General features: G+C 38.1%; 19 protein-coding genes. 7 read left to right on the top strand and 12 right to left on the bottom strand.

The features are described 5' to 3' along the window. Positions 1–320: 320 nt before the first annotated feature. The 4 genes from DNJ75_RS12665 to DNJ75_RS12650 all read right to left on the bottom strand — a co-directional run bounded on the left by DNJ75_RS12665 (position 321) and on the right by DNJ75_RS12650 (position 3,281). A complete protein-coding gene (locus tag DNJ75_RS12665; protein ID WP_117003826.1) occupies positions 321–533 on the bottom strand; it encodes a hypothetical protein in 213 nt (70 codons plus the stop codon). A 177-nt stretch (positions 534–710) separates the two neighbouring features. Continuing rightward, positions 711–1,739, bottom strand: coding sequence for an ABC transporter substrate-binding protein (locus tag DNJ75_RS12660; protein ID WP_117003825.1), 1,029 nt, complete (start codon positions 1,737–1,739; stop codon positions 711–713). 489 nt (positions 1,740–2,228) lie between these two features. After that, a complete protein-coding gene (locus tag DNJ75_RS12655; protein ID WP_206609111.1) occupies positions 2,229–2,528 on the bottom strand; it encodes an IS1 family transposase in 300 nt (99 codons plus the stop codon). 54 nt (positions 2,529–2,582) lie between these two features. After that, positions 2,583–3,281 carry a YggS family pyridoxal phosphate-dependent enzyme gene (locus tag DNJ75_RS12650; protein ID WP_117003824.1) on the bottom strand — a complete coding sequence of 233 codons (699 nt, stop codon included), beginning with the start codon at positions 3,279–3,281 and terminating at the stop codon, positions 2,583–2,585. A 46-nt stretch (positions 3,282–3,327) separates the two neighbouring features. Between DNJ75_RS12650 and DNJ75_RS12645 the strand changes: the two genes are divergently transcribed. Then, positions 3,328–4,368 (top strand): type IV pilus twitching motility protein PilT, encoded by a 1,041-nt coding sequence (locus DNJ75_RS12645; RefSeq protein ID WP_117003823.1) that lies wholly within the window; start codon positions 3,328–3,330, stop codon positions 4,366–4,368. Position 4,369: 1 nt separating this feature from the next. Here the strand turns inward: DNJ75_RS12645 and DNJ75_RS12640 are convergent, their stop codons facing one another. Then, the gene (locus DNJ75_RS12640) at positions 4,370–5,821 is read right to left on the bottom strand and encodes a potassium transporter TrkG (RefSeq protein WP_117003822.1); all 1,452 of its coding nucleotides are present in this window, start codon (positions 5,819–5,821) and stop codon (positions 4,370–4,372) included. A gap of 91 nt (positions 5,822–5,912) precedes the next feature. Here DNJ75_RS12640 and DNJ75_RS12635 point away from each other — a divergent pair, with 91 nt between their 5' ends. Next, positions 5,913–6,098, top strand: coding sequence for a CBU_0585 family protein (locus tag DNJ75_RS12635; protein ID WP_117003821.1), 186 nt, complete (start codon positions 5,913–5,915; stop codon positions 6,096–6,098). Here DNJ75_RS12635 and glyQ read toward each other — a convergent pair. Continuing rightward, the gene (gene glyQ / locus DNJ75_RS12630; protein ID WP_117003820.1) at positions 6,095–6,982 is read right to left on the bottom strand and encodes a glycine--tRNA ligase subunit alpha; all 888 of its coding nucleotides are present in this window, start codon (positions 6,980–6,982) and stop codon (positions 6,095–6,097) included. The two genes, DNJ75_RS12635 and glyQ, sit on opposite strands and share 4 nt — an antisense overlap. A gap of 473 nt (positions 6,983–7,455) precedes the next feature. Between glyQ and asnS the strand changes: the two genes are divergently transcribed. Continuing rightward, a complete protein-coding gene (gene asnS / locus DNJ75_RS12625; protein ID WP_117003819.1) occupies positions 7,456–8,859 on the top strand; it encodes an asparagine--tRNA ligase in 1,404 nt (467 codons plus the stop codon). A gap of 92 nt (positions 8,860–8,951) precedes the next feature. Here the strand turns inward: asnS and DNJ75_RS12620 are convergent, their stop codons facing one another. Beyond that, complete coding sequence (locus DNJ75_RS12620) at positions 8,952–9,221, bottom strand: type II toxin-antitoxin system RelE family toxin (protein ID WP_117003818.1); 270 nt, start codon at positions 9,219–9,221, stop codon at positions 8,952–8,954. Continuing rightward, positions 9,221–9,439, bottom strand: a complete 219-nt coding sequence (gene relB / locus DNJ75_RS12615) for a type II toxin-antitoxin system RelB family antitoxin (protein WP_117003817.1) — start codon at positions 9,437–9,439, stop codon at positions 9,221–9,223. The genes DNJ75_RS12620 and relB overlap by 1 nt, the downstream gene beginning before the upstream one ends. Before the next feature lie 145 nt (positions 9,440–9,584). On the opposite strand from relB, the gene murJ reads away from it, so the two are divergent. The 3 genes from murJ to DNJ75_RS12600 all read left to right on the top strand — a co-directional run bounded on the left by murJ (position 9,585) and on the right by DNJ75_RS12600 (position 12,929). Continuing rightward, the gene (murJ, locus tag DNJ75_RS12610; protein WP_157968333.1) at positions 9,585–11,129 is read left to right on the top strand and encodes a murein biosynthesis integral membrane protein MurJ; all 1,545 of its coding nucleotides are present in this window, start codon (positions 9,585–9,587) and stop codon (positions 11,127–11,129) included. A 63-nt stretch (positions 11,130–11,192) separates the two neighbouring features. Then, positions 11,193–12,275 carry a type IV pilus assembly protein FimV gene (locus tag DNJ75_RS12605; RefSeq protein ID WP_117003815.1) on the top strand — a complete coding sequence of 361 codons (1,083 nt, stop codon included), beginning with the start codon at positions 11,193–11,195 and terminating at the stop codon, positions 12,273–12,275. Positions 12,276–12,467: 192 nt separating this feature from the next. Then, a complete protein-coding gene (locus DNJ75_RS12600; protein ID WP_117003814.1) occupies positions 12,468–12,929 on the top strand; it encodes a hypothetical protein in 462 nt (153 codons plus the stop codon). Positions 12,930–13,108: 179 nt separating this feature from the next. Here DNJ75_RS12600 and DNJ75_RS12595 read toward each other — a convergent pair whose 3' ends face one another. The 3 genes from DNJ75_RS12595 to DNJ75_RS12585 form a co-directional block, all read right to left on the bottom strand. Next, positions 13,109–13,618 carry a hypothetical protein gene (locus tag DNJ75_RS12595; RefSeq protein ID WP_117003813.1) on the bottom strand — a complete coding sequence of 170 codons (510 nt, stop codon included), beginning with the start codon at positions 13,616–13,618 and terminating at the stop codon, positions 13,109–13,111. A 101-nt stretch (positions 13,619–13,719) separates the two neighbouring features. Beyond that, a complete protein-coding gene (locus DNJ75_RS12590) occupies positions 13,720–15,036 on the bottom strand; it encodes an OmpP1/FadL family transporter (RefSeq protein WP_117003812.1) in 1,317 nt (438 codons plus the stop codon). A gap of 42 nt (positions 15,037–15,078) precedes the next feature. Further along, positions 15,079–15,480, bottom strand: a complete 402-nt coding sequence (locus tag DNJ75_RS12585) for a hypothetical protein (RefSeq protein WP_117003811.1) — start codon at positions 15,478–15,480, stop codon at positions 15,079–15,081. A gap of 360 nt (positions 15,481–15,840) precedes the next feature. On the opposite strand from DNJ75_RS12585, the gene ndk reads away from it, so the two are divergent. Then, a complete protein-coding gene (gene ndk, locus DNJ75_RS12580; protein WP_117003810.1) occupies positions 15,841–16,266 on the top strand; it encodes a nucleoside-diphosphate kinase in 426 nt (141 codons plus the stop codon). Positions 16,267–16,323: 57 nt separating this feature from the next. Here ndk and DNJ75_RS12575 read toward each other — a convergent pair whose 3' ends face one another. Then, the gene (locus DNJ75_RS12575) at positions 16,324–17,337 is read right to left on the bottom strand and encodes a type I restriction-modification system subunit M (protein ID WP_224742357.1); all 1,014 of its coding nucleotides are present in this window, start codon (positions 17,335–17,337) and stop codon (positions 16,324–16,326) included. Positions 17,338–17,461 lie beyond the last annotated feature (124 nt).

Raw genomic sequence — 17,461 nt, 5'->3', positions numbered from 1 at the left:
TTGATTTTTATAATAACCGTAGATTTCATGAAAGTTTGGGATACAAAAAACCAATGAACGTGTACAAAGAAGGTGCTATTGACTTTAAAAGTCAGGCGCAAAAAACATTGCAGGTTGCATGACATGTGTAGGAATAAGAATTTTTAAAAAACTGTATTGACACTTTGGGGTAGAATAAAACATTACAATTTGCCTTAAAAATTGCTCAAGAAATCAAAGATGAAGTAACCACTGATTTTATTATCGGACGAATTTCTATCTATGAAAAAAATAGATGGATGCTTGAGAGCAGTCTTTAAATAGAATGATCACACCACTTCTTATAAAGACACTCCTATTTTTTCATCTAATATGTCAACCGACACTAGATGACTAATCAAAAAATCACGTTTTGCACTATAACCAAGTAAAATAGTGACTTTTGAATCTGATAAACTCAACACAATACCTATAAGCTTTTCTCCGCCTTTGGTGTGTAATTCTACTTTTTTATTTTCCATCTTCGCTTTAGCCAAACTTTTAACAATGCTCAATTCCCATCTCCTTTTAGGCTTTTTCACCCCAATCTTTTTATAGACGCAGTTGTCAGAGTGGCTCAATACAAATGTTGCAGACTTTTTAAGGTGAGTATTGTATTTATTACTTAACAACTCTCTATCTATTGATATAGGTTAAATATAATTACTTAATAAATTTGATAACCATTTACATTATAGATCAGAAACAATATCACTAGACTTAACGTCATTGGGAATTAATCCCTCATTTTCAAAGAACTTTAATTGATCATCAATACTATCCATATTAATCCTCTTATTAGGAGTTAGTCTCATTGCCCCATTTTCAATCATTTTTTCTGCTTCTTGTTGTGATAAATTAGGATAAATATATTTCTTTAAGATAAGGACAATTTCTGATTTTTCTTTTTCAGTACTCATCTGATCAATGAATGCGTGATTATAATCACGAGCACCTTTTTTAATAGCTTTTTTAAATTTCTTAACAATTTTACGTTCATTATCAAGCAATTTTTTTGATGTAAACATTACTGTAATTTGGTAATTTGGAATTATATCAAATATTGTTCCTATAGCTTTTGCCTCATTGTTATCTATCAGTTCATTTCCTATCCCTGATATTATAGTCATAGAAGAAATTGCATTTTTCTTTAATTTTTCTTTAATAGTAGTTACATCATTCAGTACTACTATCGGTAAATTTTTAATTCCCAGACTTTCATAAATTTTATATGCCATGTAATGAAAAGTTGATCCTTTGCTTGTTACTCCAAACAATGTATCATTGTAGTTTTTGAAAGCTTTAATACTATTTAAACCATTTTTATAAGATTCTGTAGAAGATAAAATTAGTTGACTGTTTTTCTCGTCTTCCTTAAGCATGCCTCCAAATATTTTAATACTCTCATTTGCGCCTATGGCATTATTAACAAGCTCAGGAGTTATTGCGGTAATAGCAAAATCAATATCTTTTGAAATTAAAGCATTAGCCATAGAATAAGCACTGTCATAATATTTAAACTTAATCAATAAATTTTCATCATTGAAATAACCTTTCTCATAAGCAATAAAACTAGCTGCATGTGAGGGAAATTTTAAAGCACCTAAAACAATACTTTTTTTATTAATCTCATATTTTTCATCAGAATACGACGACGAGTAAGCAATTAATAACAATGCCGAAAATACAAAATATATTATTGAACGTAAATATTTAATCATAGTAACTCCTTTAATAGTCAATATATCTTTTAATAGAACAAATTAATTGCCTACATGATTAACTTATATGCAGCAATTCCCACTAACCTCTCAAGACTAGATAAATCAAGGTCTCCAGAAAATGATTTTCGTAATCTCTTTTCTAATAAACCTTTCAACCATAGGCTTTCAGAGAGTTTTTCAGCGGGAACTACTGACTTATATGAATCAGTCTTATGCTTATACATAATGTTCAAAAAATAAAGTTTTTATTGTTATTGGTATGCGAATGTATATATACCAACTGATCGGGTGATTTAATGGGTGGTGTGATACTTTAGCATTTTATATGTTTCATCCCCACTCAACTCGATTGATATAAAGACCAATGATCGTGTTATGCATTAGCTCAGTTTTTGAAAAACAAATGCTTTTTCTAGCAAGTCACTCGATTCTGGTTCTAAAAGTCAAAAATTTACGCTCAATCTTTTGTGTGTTGCGTTAACTAGTTTAATCCGCCCATTTTAGCAACTTACAAGCTTTTTTTATCGTGTTTATCACTGTTTTTGTGCTCACCTTCAATACACGAGCTGTATCACGAATACCGCTCCCATTACTACACATATCAACGATTTTCTCTTTCATTTCAGGTAAACGTCCTATGGCTTTATAAGTCATTTGAAAATATTTACCACAAATCTGACAGCGATACCTTTGTACTCCAACTGAGTTCGATTTTAATTGGTTTTTTCCTGCTTTAACTGTTTTTGCTGAATTGCAATTCTTGCAATATACGTCAATTTTAGTCATTTTTGATTTAGCATCATAAAAGCAAATATGCTATAAAACCACACTACCAAAAATTTAACGCGCACCAAAAATAGTGCTGCCTATACGCAGCATCGTGCTACCTGCAGCAATCGCTGCGGGCATATCACCACTCATGCCCATCGATAACTCTTGCAGATTAAGCTTAAATTTTTGGTTTATTTTGTCTTTACACTGAGCAAGCCTATGAAAGCTTGCCAACTCCTTATCATACTCTCCAGTGTCCTCAAGCATACACATAAAACCTTGAAGTTTGAGATTAGGGCAATATTTGACAATATAGTCAACTAAATACTCAATTGCATCGCTATCATTAAGCATAATACCTGATTTTTGTGGTTCAAGATCAACATTAATCTGAATCAGCACCTGCATTGCTTTATCAAGCTCGACACAGTGACGCTGTAATTTTTGAGCATGTTCAATACTGCTAAGCGTATGCAGCCAATCAAAATATTGCGCGATTTTTTTAAGCTTATTTGACTGTAAGCGTCCAATATAGTGCCATGTGATATCCTTTGGCAATACAGGGATCTTGTCAATTGCTTCCTGTACAAAGCTCTCAGCAAAAACGCGTATACCCGCATCGTAAATCACACGCACCGCCTCAATAGACTGTTTCTTTGATACGGCTAATAGTTTTGGTTTAGTACTATTCTTAATAGCCAATGACTCAATGCGTTGTTGCAGCTTTGATAAATTTTGTCGCAATCGCACTTCTTGATCATGATTCATCTGCTATAGTCTTAGAGGGTATAGTTAGTAAGAAGGATATCTTAACATGAACCTTACGGAATTATTATCGCTTTGTATTAGCAAAAAGGCATCGGATTTACATCTCTCTAGTGGCGCTAAACCTAAACTGCGTATCGATGGACATATTGAATCTGTTAGTGATGAGCTATTAACTGAGGAAATCCTTGAGAGCTATTTACATGAAGTCATGAGCGCAGAGCAGTATCAACATTTTCAAAAAAACTTAGAATATGATTTCTCTATCCATTTGCCGGAGCTTCACTCACGTTTTAGGGTCAATGCCTTTAAACAAGATCGCGGCAGTGCACTTGTTTTTCGCGTGATTTCTGAAAGTGTTTATACATTGGATGAGCTTGAAGCACCTGATATTTTCAAAGAATTGATGCATAAACCACATGGACTGATTGTCGTCACCGGTCCCACAGGCAGTGGTAAGAGTACGACACTTGCAGCGATGATTGATCATATTAACAAAACCGAAAAAGGGCATATTATCTCGATTGAAGACCCTATTGAGTTTACCCATAAATCACAGCAATGCCTCATCAATCAACGTGAGGTTAAACGTGATACTTTAAGCTTTAATGCAGCTCTACGTGCGGCACTGCGCGAGGATCCAGATTATATTCTGGTTGGCGAGATGCGTGATGTTGAGACCATTCGTCTCGCGTTAACCGCCGCTGAAACGGGGCACTTGGTATTTGCCACCTTGCATACCTCATCAGCACCTAAAACGATTGATCGGATTATCAATGTCTTTCCAGGGGACGAGCAGCCAATGATCCGCTCGATGCTCTCAGAGTCTTTACAAGCCGTTATTGCTCAGCGGCTTATTCGTAAAAAAGAAGGTGGACGCGTTGCAGCTCATGAAGTCCTCATCGCGAATACAGCCGTGCGTAATCTTATTCGCGAGAATAAAATTCCTCAGCTTTACAATGTCCTACAAACTAGTCAAAACAAAGGCATGCAAACCTTAGAGCAGGCATTAACCAAACTCTTTAATCGCGGAATGATTGATGCTGAAGAGCTTAAAAAATACAACACCATACAACAACCGATGTCCTAGTTTATCTGCGCCAAAAATCAGGGGTGAATAACACTAAAATAGTAAAGACCTCCAAGCGTCCTAAAAGCATCGCAAAGTTCAAGATCCAATGCGCCTCAGTCGGTAAGGTAGCGTAATTCACCCCAACTTGCCCAAGACCAGGACCTAAGTTCGAGATGCTTGCTGCCACAGCAGAGAATGCCGTTACCGAATCAATTCCGACACCCATCATGCATAGCCATAAGATCACAAACAAAATAAAATAAGCAGCAACAAAGCCCCAAACACTGCTCATGACGGTTTCTGACATGACTTTATTGCCAAATTTCACGGGAAAAACGCCCGCAGGATGCACCAAGCGCCTTGCTTCACGAAAGGCCTGCTTTCTTAAGAGTACCGCGCGCACGATCTTAAGTCCGCCCGAGCTTGAACCCGCGCATCCACCAATAAGACCGATAACCATTAATAAAATTGGCAAGAATAATGGCCATGAATGATAGTTTGAATCGGCAGTAAATCCTGTGTTTGACACAAATGATGCGACTTGAAATAAGCCATCCCAAAACGCACGATCATTGCTCTTTGTTACATCTTGCGAGATCAATGTTAATACAACAATCACAATCATCGAAAAAGCAAAAAAGATATAAGCGCGAAACTCAGGATCACGCCAATAGACCTTAAGTGATAAGCGCTTAAATGCGGTAAAATGCAGTGCAAAACTTGTCGCACTAACCATCATATAAAAGATACAGATCGAGTAAATCAATGGCGTTTGACCACTCATTGATGCATCACTTGGCGCAAAACCACCGGTACCAATCGTTGAATAGGCATAACAGATCGCATTAAACCAATTCATACCGCCAAGTTTGTAACTGATAATACATAGCACAACAAGCAAGAGATAAATACCCCATAGTACTTTGGCAGTATCGGCTATTCTTGGGGTTAACTTATTCTCTTTCCACGGACCATTGGCTTCAGCGCGATAGAGCTGCATACCGCCAACACCAAGCATCGGTAGGATTGCCACAGATAAAATGATAATCCCCATACCACCTAAAAGCTGCGTTTGCTGGCGATAATACAAGATACTCTTAGGTAATGAATCAAGACCATGAATGACGGTAGCTCCTGTCGTCGTAAATCCAGAAATCGATTCAAATACCGCATCGGAAAAGCTCAGATGTAAGCCATTTGATAGCATATAGGGAATAGCCCCGTAAAAACCCAGTACCGACCAAATGGCAATCACGACAATAAACCCATCTTTAACCGTCAACTGCTTTTTTGACTTTGAGCTAAGTGCCCAAAAGACAAGCCCTGAGATCAATGTGATTAAAAAGCTCGATAAAAAAGGTTCGCTATTATGTTCATGATAAACCAAGCTAACGATGATCGGTGTCAACATCGTCAAACTAAAGAACATCAGCAACATGCCTAATACTTTAAAAATAGGGCCTGGGCGCATAAATTTGCCTTACGGTTGTACATGGTATAGGTTTTTGTTAGGCATTCTAGTATAATCGCCAACAAAATAGAAACAACAACTTAGATAAGTTATGTCCATTATTCTTAAAATGCTGCACCTTTTTGACAATAAAAAGCAACGTGAATACGTCAGCAATGCAGGTGATTTCCTTGCCAACTACGATCGTGACTTCCCAACACGTTCGCAATCACAAAAAAAAGAAGCGCAAAAGCATCGTAATATTTTTAATCGTAAAACAGATGGGTTTTCGCTTTAAACATTACTCAAAATTGGAAACCCAAGTTCCTCACGGGTTTTGTAATACACTTCAGCGACTCCTCGTGAGAGTGTGCGCACACGTAAGATGTAGCGCTGGCGCTCAGTGGCTGAGATTGCATGACGCGCATCTAACAAGTTAAAAGTATGTGACGCCTTAAGCATCATCTCATAAGCGGGTAATGCCAAGCCTTTTTCTAAAAGGCGCGCACTCTCTTTCTCAAGAAAATCAAACTCGCTAAATAAGTGCTCAACATCGGCTTCTTCAAAGTTGTATTGTGACATCTCGCGTTCATTTTGTTGAAACACATCGCGATAATACACAGGACCCATTGCTGTATTTGCCCACAGTAAATCATACATGCTATCAACATTTTGCAAATACATTGCCAAGCGTTCAAGTCCATAAGTAATCTCACCAGTAACGGGTTTGCATTCTAAGCCGCCGACTTGTTGGAAATAGGTAAACTGCGTCACTTCCATACCATTTGCCCAAACTTCCCAACCTAAGCCCCAAGCACCTAAGGTAGGCGACTCCCAGTTATCCTCAACAAAGCGAATATCATGCTCTAAGGGATCAATACCTAAAACACGCAATGATCCCAAGTATAGCTCTTGTAATTCTTTCGGTGATGGCTTCATCACCACTTGAAATTGATAATAATGTTGTCCACGATTAGGATTCTCACCATAGCGACCATCGGTTGGGCGACGTGATGGCTGAACATAAGCAGCATTCCAACTTTCAGGACCAATTGCTCTTAAAAAAGTTGCCGGATGAAAGGTACCCGCACCTACTTCCATATCCAATGGTTGCACGATCATACAACCTTTTTCTGCCCAATATTGCTGAAGTTTGAAAATAATATCCTGAAAACTAAGCATTAGCGATTATCCACATTCATCACATCAAAATTGCGCTAAAGTATATATTAGTCATCAAGTATTTTATAGTGTTTATCTCAGTCTTCACGCCAATTTGCAATCTTGTTCTACCGCTTAGGTTCAAATATCGTTATAATCGCTTGCGAAATTTTAGTTACTGGAGTTATGCATTTTAGTAAAAGCTCTAATTTTATGAACACCCCGTCAGCCTCCGGCTGCCACCCCTCTTGCAAAGAGGGGAATTAGGCAACGGTGATTTTATATTCCCCTCTTTGCAAGAGGGGTGCCGAACTTACGAAGCGGGGTGTTGAAATAGTAAAAGCTCGTAACTCCAGTTGGTTAGATTATATTAAACATGACCCACGTAGGGGCGTATTGCATATGTCCTAAATGGCAGACACCTTATGCAGTAAACAGTCATGCTAAAGAAATAAAATAAATAGTTAATATAGGTAAAAAAGGTAAAAACAAATATGACACAAGCACATACCGCAAAGGCGCTATTTACTACACCAAGTCTTATTGGGCAAAAAGTCACCGTTAAAGGCTGGCTAAGAAGCCGTCGTGATTCAAAAGCTGGACTTTCTTTTCTTGCCATTCACGATGGCTCATGCTTTGATCCCATTCAAGCAATTGCTGAAAGCACACTTACTAACTACCAATCAGAGATCTTAAGTCTAACTAAGGACTGTGCGCTTGAAGTAACGGGCACATTGGTCGCATCACAAGGTCAAGGACAAAGTGTTGAAATCCAAGCAGATGAAGTGATTATTCATGGTTGGATTGATAACCCTGAAACCTATCCGGTTTCACCTAAGCGCCATACCATGGAGCACTTAAGAGAACATGCGCATTTACGCGTGCGCACTAATTTGATCGGTGCAGTTTCTCGTATGCGTCATACCTTAGCCAATGCCATTCATAACTTCTTTAATGATGAAGGTTTTTTCTGGGTGAATACGCCCATTTTAACGTCAAATGACTGTGAAGGCGCTGGTGAGTTATTTCGTGTTTCAACATTAGATCAGTTGAACTTACCTAAAGACGATCAAGGCAAGATCGATTACACCCAAGACTTTTTTGGTCGTGAGACATTCCTAACCGTTTCTGGACAATTAAATGTCGAAACCTATTGTATGGCATTATCCAAAGTCTATACCTTTGGTCCAACATTTCGTGCGGAAAACTCTAATACCTCACGTCATTTGGCTGAGTTTTGGATGGTTGAGCCTGAGTTTGCTTTTGCTAATCTCAATGATGATGCTGACTTGGCTGAAAAACTCTTAAAATCAGTGATTAAAACCATTATGCAAGAGCGCCAAGATGATCTAAAGTTCTTTGACCAGTTTATGGAAAAAGGCTTGCTAGATAAGTTAAACTCTGTTGTTAATAATGACTTTATCCGCGTTGAATATACTGATGCCATTGAGATCTTAAAAACTTGTGACAAGGCATTTGACTACCCGGTTGAATGGGGCTTAGATCTACAGTCTGAACATGAGCGTTTTTTATGTGAAGAGCATTTCAAATCCCCTGTCGTCTTAATGAACTATCCAAAAGACATCAAAGCCTTTTATATGCGCTTAAATGATGATAATAAAACCGTTGCAGCGATGGATGTCTTGGTGCCTGGTATTGGAGAGATTATCGGTGGCAGTCAGCGTGAAGAGCGTCTTGAGATACTGGATCAGCGCATTGCTGAAACCGGTGTTGATGCTGAAGGTTTATATTGGTATCGTGATTTACGTCGTTATGGCACAGTACCACATTGTGGCTTTGGTCTTGGTTTTGAGCGTCTATTGGGGTATATCACTGGTGTGCCAAATATTCGTGATGTGATCCCATTTCCACGCACACCAGGTAATGCAAAGTTTTAATTCGCTTACCCCCACCTCACCCGAGCAGCTTAAGCTGCACGAGCGATCGCACAATCCCTTTATTGATTGCAATTTTGACATTATCAATTAAATTAGCCACGATAAATCTCTCGACGGTGCCCAATACGCAAAACTAAAATGGTAATTTCTTGATCCTGTATATCACAAATTAAGCGATAATCGCCTATTCTAAAGCGAATATGATTACCAAACGATTTACCAACAAGCGGCTTGCCCAGATCCCGAGGATCACTAGAGGGAATCAACCTCTCATCAATAAATTTAGCGATTCTTTTTTTAACTTGCGCATCCAACCCATTGAATTGTTTTTCTGCTTTCTTGTCAAAAACAACCCTCCACATTATAGGTTATTTCCCTTTTTTATCGACTCCCATGCTACAACAGAACTGCGTCCTGCTTTAAGATCCTCTAATGCCTTTTCAGCGAGATAAATATCTTCTAAATCTTCAATTTTGGACTCAACAGCTTCACGAATATAGTAAGAGATTGTTCTACCAGTTTCTTTGGCTAGATAAGCCAATCTATCTTGTATTTCTGCATTAAATCTGACATTTGCCATCATGATCACCTCTAGTTTACGTAAGTCACTAAAAAGTATAGAACCATCAAAGACTTTTGGGAATATTACAATACAGTTTTTTTTGACCTCCTAGTCATTACCCCCTACAATCACAGGCAAAAATGCGAAAGCTAATGTTATAAAATTGAACAAGCAAAAAAAGTCTTTATTTAAATCTACTTTCTTGCTCAGTAGCATCACACTGATATCGCGTATTTTGGGATTTATTCGCGATATGCTTTTTGCTAAATACTTTGGCGCCACAGCGACAATGGAAGCTTTTCTAGTTGCCTTTCGCGTACCTAATTTTATGCGCCGCTTGTTTGTCGAGGGATCACTCACACAAGTCCTTGTGCCAAGTTTAAGCAAACAGTCATCTCATAAACGTTTAAATTACTTATTCTCCACCTTACTCAACATTATTGCATTAACAAGCTTTCTGATCTCATTAACAGGCATTATCTTTGCCAGCATTTGGGTGATGGTTTTCGCCCCTGGCTTTTATCATGATCAAACACAATTTGTCCTTGCCAAAGAGCTACTACAAATCATGTTCCCCTATGTGTTTTTCATTTCCATTTCCGCCCTTTTCTCGGCACTTCTGAACCGTTATGAGCATTTTAATATCCCAGCACTTATGCCTTGCATACTAAATGTCTGCATGATTGGATTTATTCTAAGTGCCTCGTACTTTAAAGCACCGATTTATGCTGTTGCTTGGAGTGTGTTTATCGCAGGATTCATTCAAAGTGTCATTTTATTCATATGTGTACAACGATTAAATGTTAAACTCACACTGAGTTTACGCAAACCCAGTTACCATTTAAAGCGCATATTAAAATCACTATTACCCGGCATTCTTGGTGCCTCAGTTGTGCAAATCAGCTTATTGCTTGACACTATTTTTGCCTCATTTCTAGCCGTTGGCAGCTTATCATGGCTATATTATCCTGATCGCTTAAATCAGTTTCCTTTAGGAATTTTTGGCATTGCCATTGCCACTGCCATCTTGCCAAAATTAAGTAATATCAAGACCTCAGCACATGATTTTAGTCAAATCGTTAACTGGGGCATGAAATTGAGCCTTATTATCACCATTCCTGCAGCCTTTGCGATGAGCGTACTATCTGCACCGATTCTAATTACGCTATTCCAATATGGCAAATTTAGCGCCTTTGATGTCATTCAATCGCAACGTGCCTTGATCTGTTTTGCTATTGGACTAATTGCTTTTGTGCTTATCAAAGTATTTATCTCAGCACTCTATGCCAAAGGGCACACCAAAGAAGCATTAAAGATTGGTGTGATCTGCATTATCTGTAATATTCTAAGCAATATCTTATTAATCTTAATTCTTAAAACGCATCATTTAGGTTATCTAGCATTATCCATCTCAACAACGGTTACCGCAGCTATCAATGCATTGCTATTATATATAGCACTAAAACGTATCACCCATGTGCACCTTGACCTTGCGACATTCACGCTTATTGTCAGAGCCATTATCGCGGCAAGTATTATGTTTTTAGTTTTGTATTATCTTAAACAGGATATAGGTTATTGGTTAGCACTTAGCTTTAAAACGCGTGTTTTACATTTGTCTATGATCATAGGTGTTGGCATCTTTAGTTACTTTGCTTGTTTATTCTTGGTAGGTGTGCGCTTGAAACATATTAAGCTTAGCGTATAGTCATTGCTGCCATTTTCGATTACAATCACGCCTTAGATTGATGACTTATATTAAGGAGAGGCTGTGAAAAAAAGTACCAGACTTTATCTCAAATCACTTACTCTAATGACTGCAGCATTTGCAATGCCGAGCTTTGCGATTACCACCTATACCGTTAAATCCGGTGATTCATTATGGCGCATTGCCAGTAAATACAGTATCTCTGGCATTCCTAACAAAGATATGATCGCTGCAATCAAAGGGATCAATGCCAAAGAAAACCCTTCAATTAATGACAATGTTGTCAATGTTAATCAGAAGCTTTTAATTCCAAGCACTAAGGCTGAGCTTGAAGATGGATTAAAGCTTTATAACCTAAGACACACGCAATACCTCACCCCCAAAGCGCCTGCACCTGCACCTACTCCAGTTCAGACTGCGCCGACTGTTAAAGCATCGAACACTTCTGCTGCACCAGCGAATGCAAATACCAATGCACCCGCTCTTGATAATAATCAGCAGACTGCAGTAGTATCTAGTGACAACACACCTAGCAGTACTAATGACTCAATAGATAATACCAGCGAAAACACGCAACAAGGTGTTGTGATTCCTGTGGCAAATACAGACGATCAATCACAGACGACCAATGAGGCACAGACCACTGTCACTACTGAAACAAAAAGCGATGGTAGTAAATGGTATATTATTCTATTAATTATCATTATTTCCCTGTTGATATGGCGTCGCCGCTATAAACGTAAGTCATCTCGAGTAACTGACGATAAACGCCAGTTAAAAGAACAGTTTTATGCCAAACAGCCTGAGATCAAAGTTAATATTGACACACCAGTTAACCCATCAAATGATAAAAAGACTACCAAGAAGAAGTCCAAAGATGAACTTGTGGATCTCCTTAAAAAGGCAGATGAGCTAATTGAAACGCATGACATTGCTCAGGCTAAAGCCCTCTTACAAGAAGCGCTAAATAGCGATGCTAAGAATTTAAATATTCGTCTTAAGATCTTGGCAGTCTACGCTGCTGATGGTGATGAGATTTCATTTAATAGCGAACGCGATTACTTGGCATCTAATCTTTTACCTTATGATGATAATCGTTGGCAAGAAATCAATGCACTTTATAATAAATATTTTGGTATTAACTAATTGAAGTTACACGCTTTAGAAAAAACGATGATTTTATAAACACCCCGTCAGCCTACGGCTGCCACCCCTCTTGCAAAGAGGGGAATTAGGCAACGGTAATTTTATTCCCCTCTTTGCAAGAGGGGTGCCAAGCTTGCGAGGCGGGGTGTTGTAATAGAAAAAGCATGTAACTCTAATAATTAAGGATAACTAATGGACGAGAAACTACTACAACCAAATAAAAAGACTTCTAGTGGCAAACAAACCGTTGCCATTTTGGTGCTACTCATTATCGCCGGTGTCTTACTGTATATGGCTTTTATTTTCTTTGCTAAATTTCAGGCTTACAAGAAAATCTCAGAGAACTTAAAAGCTGAACTACAAAGTAATTATAATCAATACCTAGCACTTAATCACACCACAATGAATAACGTCATTCATATGCATAACTATAACTACGCACAAACGATTAAGGCACTTGGTGGTGTGTTTGGCAATATCCAATGCACGACAAAATATAGTTGTGAGATTAACGGTATTGTTTACCAGTTTGATGTCAAAAACCAAGGTAATAGCGCGCGTATCGCAGGTTATCATGCTAATTTGTCTGATGATACGGCAAAAGCTGCGGATAATAGTTTTGTCACTGCCCAAACCTACTCACAGCGCTTTTAATGGTGAGAACTATCTAAGCTGAAGTACTTATGCAAACAGCATAAGGTATTGTTTGGATTCTCAGACAAGAAAGTCATACACTGACTTAATACGAGTATCCGAGAATGAATCCAGGTCGTCATATTCGGGCTTGACCCGAATATCCCTTATTGCCAACCAACTATGTTTTAGCCACTTAGTTATTCACTTCTTAGTGCTTGCATAAGCTTTGCATTCAAGTACTGCGTATTTGAAAATAAATCAATATTTAAGCTTGCGCCTTCCGCACTGCCTGTACCGCTAGCTTCATACCTGTCATTATTTTTTGACAGATTAAGCAGCAAATTTCCAACCGGTGCATTAAAAATACTAAATACCAAAGACGATGGGATATAAGTAATCACATTATTGCGGCAGGTTACCTTGAACTGCCCATCGGCATCTGGGCATACCAACCCATGTTTTTTTAGTTGAATGTCTATTACAGCTTCGTCATTAGTGCCCGAAATAGGGGTGCTTCTGACATTAAGATCATTACCGCTGTAATTACACGTAATCGGAAAGACAATGGTTTTTGTTGCCTTGATAATACTCCCACTATCATTCCAGGTTCTTGCTTGGTTTAAAATTGCACTACAGTAATCCTCAGAATAGGCATAACTCATACATGCACATCCTAATATTACACTGATAAATAGTTTCTTTTTCATGATTCTTCCTTAATGATATTATCCATTGCTAGACGCATACATCCTATGCGCAATAAGCAAGATTACACCAGAATTTCATAAAATAAAATAAATTTACAAACTTAAATAATCCATTTCAACTGCAATCCAAGAAGATCGGCAGAGGACTGAACATAACCCTTCGTCGTTTGATAGGTGTCAGTAATATTTTGAGTGTTATCAATAGAAGCTCTTTGGACAAAGAAGTGCGCATAACTTAAGGCAATAGAGAGTGATTTCAGCACTCGGTACTCAACCCCAGTTGCGAGTATAAACCTACTTTGATCCGGTATCTGTATATTTCTATATTGGTCATTCGTTGGTGTCATATCATATCCAGCCCCTGCTTTTAAGATCCACTTTGGTGTCAAATCATAGGTCGCACCAATCGCAAAATTCCACGTATTTGAGAAATCTTGCTGAATAATAACATCTTGAAAATTCTGCGTTCCAAAGGGTGTGACTACATTCTTAAGCGTTACATTATTGACTGAATCCCATTGCGTATAAGAAGCTGAAGCCATTAAAGCCAAATCAGATGTCGCCTTAATGTAATAAGCCAAATCCCACCAAGCTGGCAAAACAATCTCCGTGCTAAAATTATCGCCAGATGTATATGGAGTTTGTGGATTTAAAACAACACCGGACGTATCACCAGACATCGTTGTTGAACCTTTTAAGTCAGCAGTCATCTTTGAATGATATGTCAAGCCAATCCTATTAGACTCATTAAAATTAACCAACACGCCCGTATGAAAACCAAACGTAAAAGCATCTCCCTTATTCTTTACATTGATATCTACAGGTTGAAAAGATTGATTAACGTAGGCAAAAGCATTATCAAATTCGCCTGTGACATAAGCAATATCCGCACCAATACCTAATGAGAGGTATTTATTTACCTTAAATGCTATTGCTGGCGTAATATCTATAACTTGAAGCTGTGTTTTAGTCCCTGAATACTTTAATGGTGAGGAATCACCATAGTCAGTTTCTGCACCAAATGGTGCCACAATTCCAATACCAAATGCCCAACGATCAAATGGCAAGACATAATGTATATTTGGCACAGGGGTCAACCCTCCTCCATTAACGCCATTAACAGGTTCTGGATTGCCTGACGCCATTTGCCCTACATTTTGCTGAGTCCCAGTGAATCTTATATTTGTATTAACAAGCTCACCACCCACGCTGATTTGTTGCGATTTCAGGTTAACCATGCCCGCAGGATTATACCACTGTGTTGATGCATCGTTTGCCTGTGCTGCTGAACCAGCATGGTACGTACCAAGGCTTGCTGCATCCTGTTCAAAAATTTGATATGCACTAGCAAATGAGGCATATGGGCTCAGCGCTACTAAAGACAGCGCTGTTGCTTTATAAATAATATTTTTTAACATATTTGAAACCGCGGTTATCTGTGAAAGTAATTCTTATACCGATTAGCTTATTGATATGGTGACATCACTATGAAAAGCTGTCTGATCAGGTGATACCGTCACATTAAATCCAACACCTGATTGTACATTACTGACTTTACCCTCAGAAACTCCAGATAATGACACATCACCCTCACCCATTTCTGCTCCAGTCTTAGTGTATGTGAAAACACAGTGTCCAACCGTGCCACCAGCTAAAAATCCAGCCTTAACCAAAAACCAAGCAACGTTTTGACCAACGATAGCATTCCTGTCTGCAAGCACTTTTCCCGCACTATCAGTACATTTAACTTTGACGGTTTGTGTATTGTACTCAGGGTTTGAGCTGCTTAATGTAAGTCCTGCAAATGCTGACGTTGAGCTTAGTAATACACCAGACAAAATTAGTCCCATAATCTTCTTCATTGATTTTTTCTCCATTATTTTTGATAAACTCCATCTTTCAAGAAAACTCCATCTCTCAAGACCTGCATATAATGAATCTCACAAAATCAATTGTCCACAATGTCATTACAATATTTTAAATAATCTACAAAATAAAACATACAGACTCTTGAAGTTGTTTTATTTATTAATTAATTAACTACCTAGACTAGCTAACACCCCTGCTAAAAGCAAAATTTTTACAGACAAGAGCGAAGTGTTTTGAAAAATTAATTACTAAAATACACCCACGAAATTCAATGTCATAAACACTATAAAATAGCTTAATGTGTGTATATAATGCCGAGGTCTTTTATCAAATAAAAAATAAGGAAAATACACATGGCTATTGAAAGAACACTTTCGATTATCAAACCTGATGCAGTTGCTAAGAATGTTATCGGTCAAATTTACTCGCGCTTTGAACAAGCAGGTCTTAAAGTAATTGCTGCTAAAATGAAGCAATTATCAACAGCTGAAGCCGGTGAGTTTTACGCTGTGCACAAAGCGCGTCCTTTCTACAATGACCTTGTAAAATTCATGACTTCAGGTCCTGTGATGATTCAAGTATTAGAAGGTGAAAATGCTATTCTTAAGAACCGTGAGTTAATGGGTGCAACAAACCCTAAAGAAGCCGCTGCTGGCACGATTCGTGCTGATTTTGCTGATAGCATTGATGCTAATGCCGTTCATGGCTCAGATGCTCAAGAAACCGCTGCTGTTGAAGTGGCTTTCTTCTTCAGTGGTTTGGAAGTTTGCGCACGTTAATTTTTTGATATCTTATGGTTTTTTTAATTCGGGTACAAACTGCTCTGCATCTTTTTATTAACTTTTTTCTATTGGCAATGGCGGCAAGCCCAACTCTTCTAAAAACTTATTATGCTTAATCGTTGATGCAATAATATTTTTTTCGATATCGACAAGAGATTTATTAATTGCTTGTAAATCAACTTTCTCCTCAGGCTTGGCAGTGCTCACATATCTTGAGATATTTAAGTTGTAGTCATTCTTTTTGATTTCTTCCATAGAAACGCATCTTGAATAACGCTCTTCCTCTTTACGAAATTGATAAGTTTCAACAATTTTATTTATATGTTCTGGCAATAAACGGTTTTGTCGTTTACCTTTTTCAAAATACTCACTGGCGTTAATGAAAAGAACATCATCAGGCTTTTTGCATTTTTTCAATACAAGGATACAAACAGGGATCCCTGTTGAGAAGAATAGATTGGCAGGTAGACCAATCACAGTATCAATATTATTATCCTTTAAGAGCTTAGTGCGAATATGAGATTCTGCACCTCCACGAAACAGTACACCATGAGGCAAAATAATCGCCATTGTTCCCTCATCACCCAAGAAATGAAAACCATGCAGTAAAAAGGCAAAGTCTGCCGCAGACTTAGGCGCCAGACCATAGCTTTTGAAGCGAAAATCCTCGCCCAAAACTTCAGTAGGCTCCCAACGATAACTAAACGGGGGATTAGCAACTACCGCATCACATTGCAGTTTTTTAGCGGGATTCATTTCATTGAGTATGTCCCAGTCATTAACTAATGAATCACCGTGATGGATGTCAAACTCAGAATATTTCACCCCATGCAACAGCATATTCATCCGAGCAAGGTTGTAAGTAGTAATGTTTTTTTCTTGCCCATAAATTTTACCAATGCCGTGATTTCCAAGCTGATTACGTACATTTAATAACAATGATCCTGAACCACAGGCAAAGTCTAATACCTTATTGAGCTTTTTTTTCTTGCCCGCTGCAGGCTCCTGACTATCCAGTGTGACAATCTCAGATAATATGGTTGAAATTTGCTGTGGCGTATAAAATATAATACCCCAAGAAATTTAAACAGTATCTTTTGAAATTCATTTCCGATATATTGTTGAAAGTGAAATGAACAGAGGGCGTATTTATGAGCACAAAAAGGACAAGTTACTCATCCGAGTTTAAGGT

Source organism: Cysteiniphilum litorale (assembly GCF_003428165.1).
In the GTDB taxonomy this organism is placed as follows: domain Bacteria; phylum Pseudomonadota; class Gammaproteobacteria; order Francisellales; family Francisellaceae; genus Caedibacter; species Caedibacter litoralis.
This window is presented reverse-complemented; position numbering and strand designations above follow the sequence as displayed.

Coding starts and splice junctions, on each gene's coding strand:
- DNJ75_RS12660 (WP_117003825.1), bottom strand. CDS start 1,739: ATGATTAAATATTTACGTTCAATAATATATTTTGTATTTTCGGCATTG.
- DNJ75_RS12655 (WP_206609111.1), bottom strand. CDS start 2,528: ATGACTAAAATTGACGTATATTGCAAGAATTGCAATTCAGCAAAAACA.
- DNJ75_RS12650 (WP_117003824.1), bottom strand. CDS start 3,281: ATGAATCATGATCAAGAAGTGCGATTGCGACAAAATTTATCAAAGCTG.
- DNJ75_RS12645 (WP_117003823.1), top strand. CDS start 3,328: ATGAACCTTACGGAATTATTATCGCTTTGTATTAGCAAAAAGGCATCG.
- DNJ75_RS12640 (WP_117003822.1), bottom strand. CDS start 5,821: ATGCGCCCAGGCCCTATTTTTAAAGTATTAGGCATGTTGCTGATGTTC.
- DNJ75_RS12635 (WP_117003821.1), top strand. CDS start 5,913: ATGTCCATTATTCTTAAAATGCTGCACCTTTTTGACAATAAAAAGCAA.
- glyQ (WP_117003820.1), bottom strand. CDS start 6,982: ATGCTTAGTTTTCAGGATATTATTTTCAAACTTCAGCAATATTGGGCA.
- asnS (WP_117003819.1), top strand. CDS start 7,456: ATGACACAAGCACATACCGCAAAGGCGCTATTTACTACACCAAGTCTT.
- DNJ75_RS12620 (WP_117003818.1), bottom strand. CDS start 9,221: ATGTGGAGGGTTGTTTTTGACAAGAAAGCAGAAAAACAATTCAATGGG.
- relB (WP_117003817.1), bottom strand. CDS start 9,439: ATGGCAAATGTCAGATTTAATGCAGAAATACAAGATAGATTGGCTTAT.
- DNJ75_RS12600 (WP_117003814.1), top strand. CDS start 12,468: ATGGACGAGAAACTACTACAACCAAATAAAAAGACTTCTAGTGGCAAA.
- DNJ75_RS12595 (WP_117003813.1), bottom strand. CDS start 13,618: ATGAAAAAGAAACTATTTATCAGTGTAATATTAGGATGTGCATGTATG.
- DNJ75_RS12590 (WP_117003812.1), bottom strand. CDS start 15,036: ATGTTAAAAAATATTATTTATAAAGCAACAGCGCTGTCTTTAGTAGCG.
- DNJ75_RS12585 (WP_117003811.1), bottom strand. CDS start 15,480: ATGAAGAAGATTATGGGACTAATTTTGTCTGGTGTATTACTAAGCTCA.
- ndk (WP_117003810.1), top strand. CDS start 15,841: ATGGCTATTGAAAGAACACTTTCGATTATCAAACCTGATGCAGTTGCT.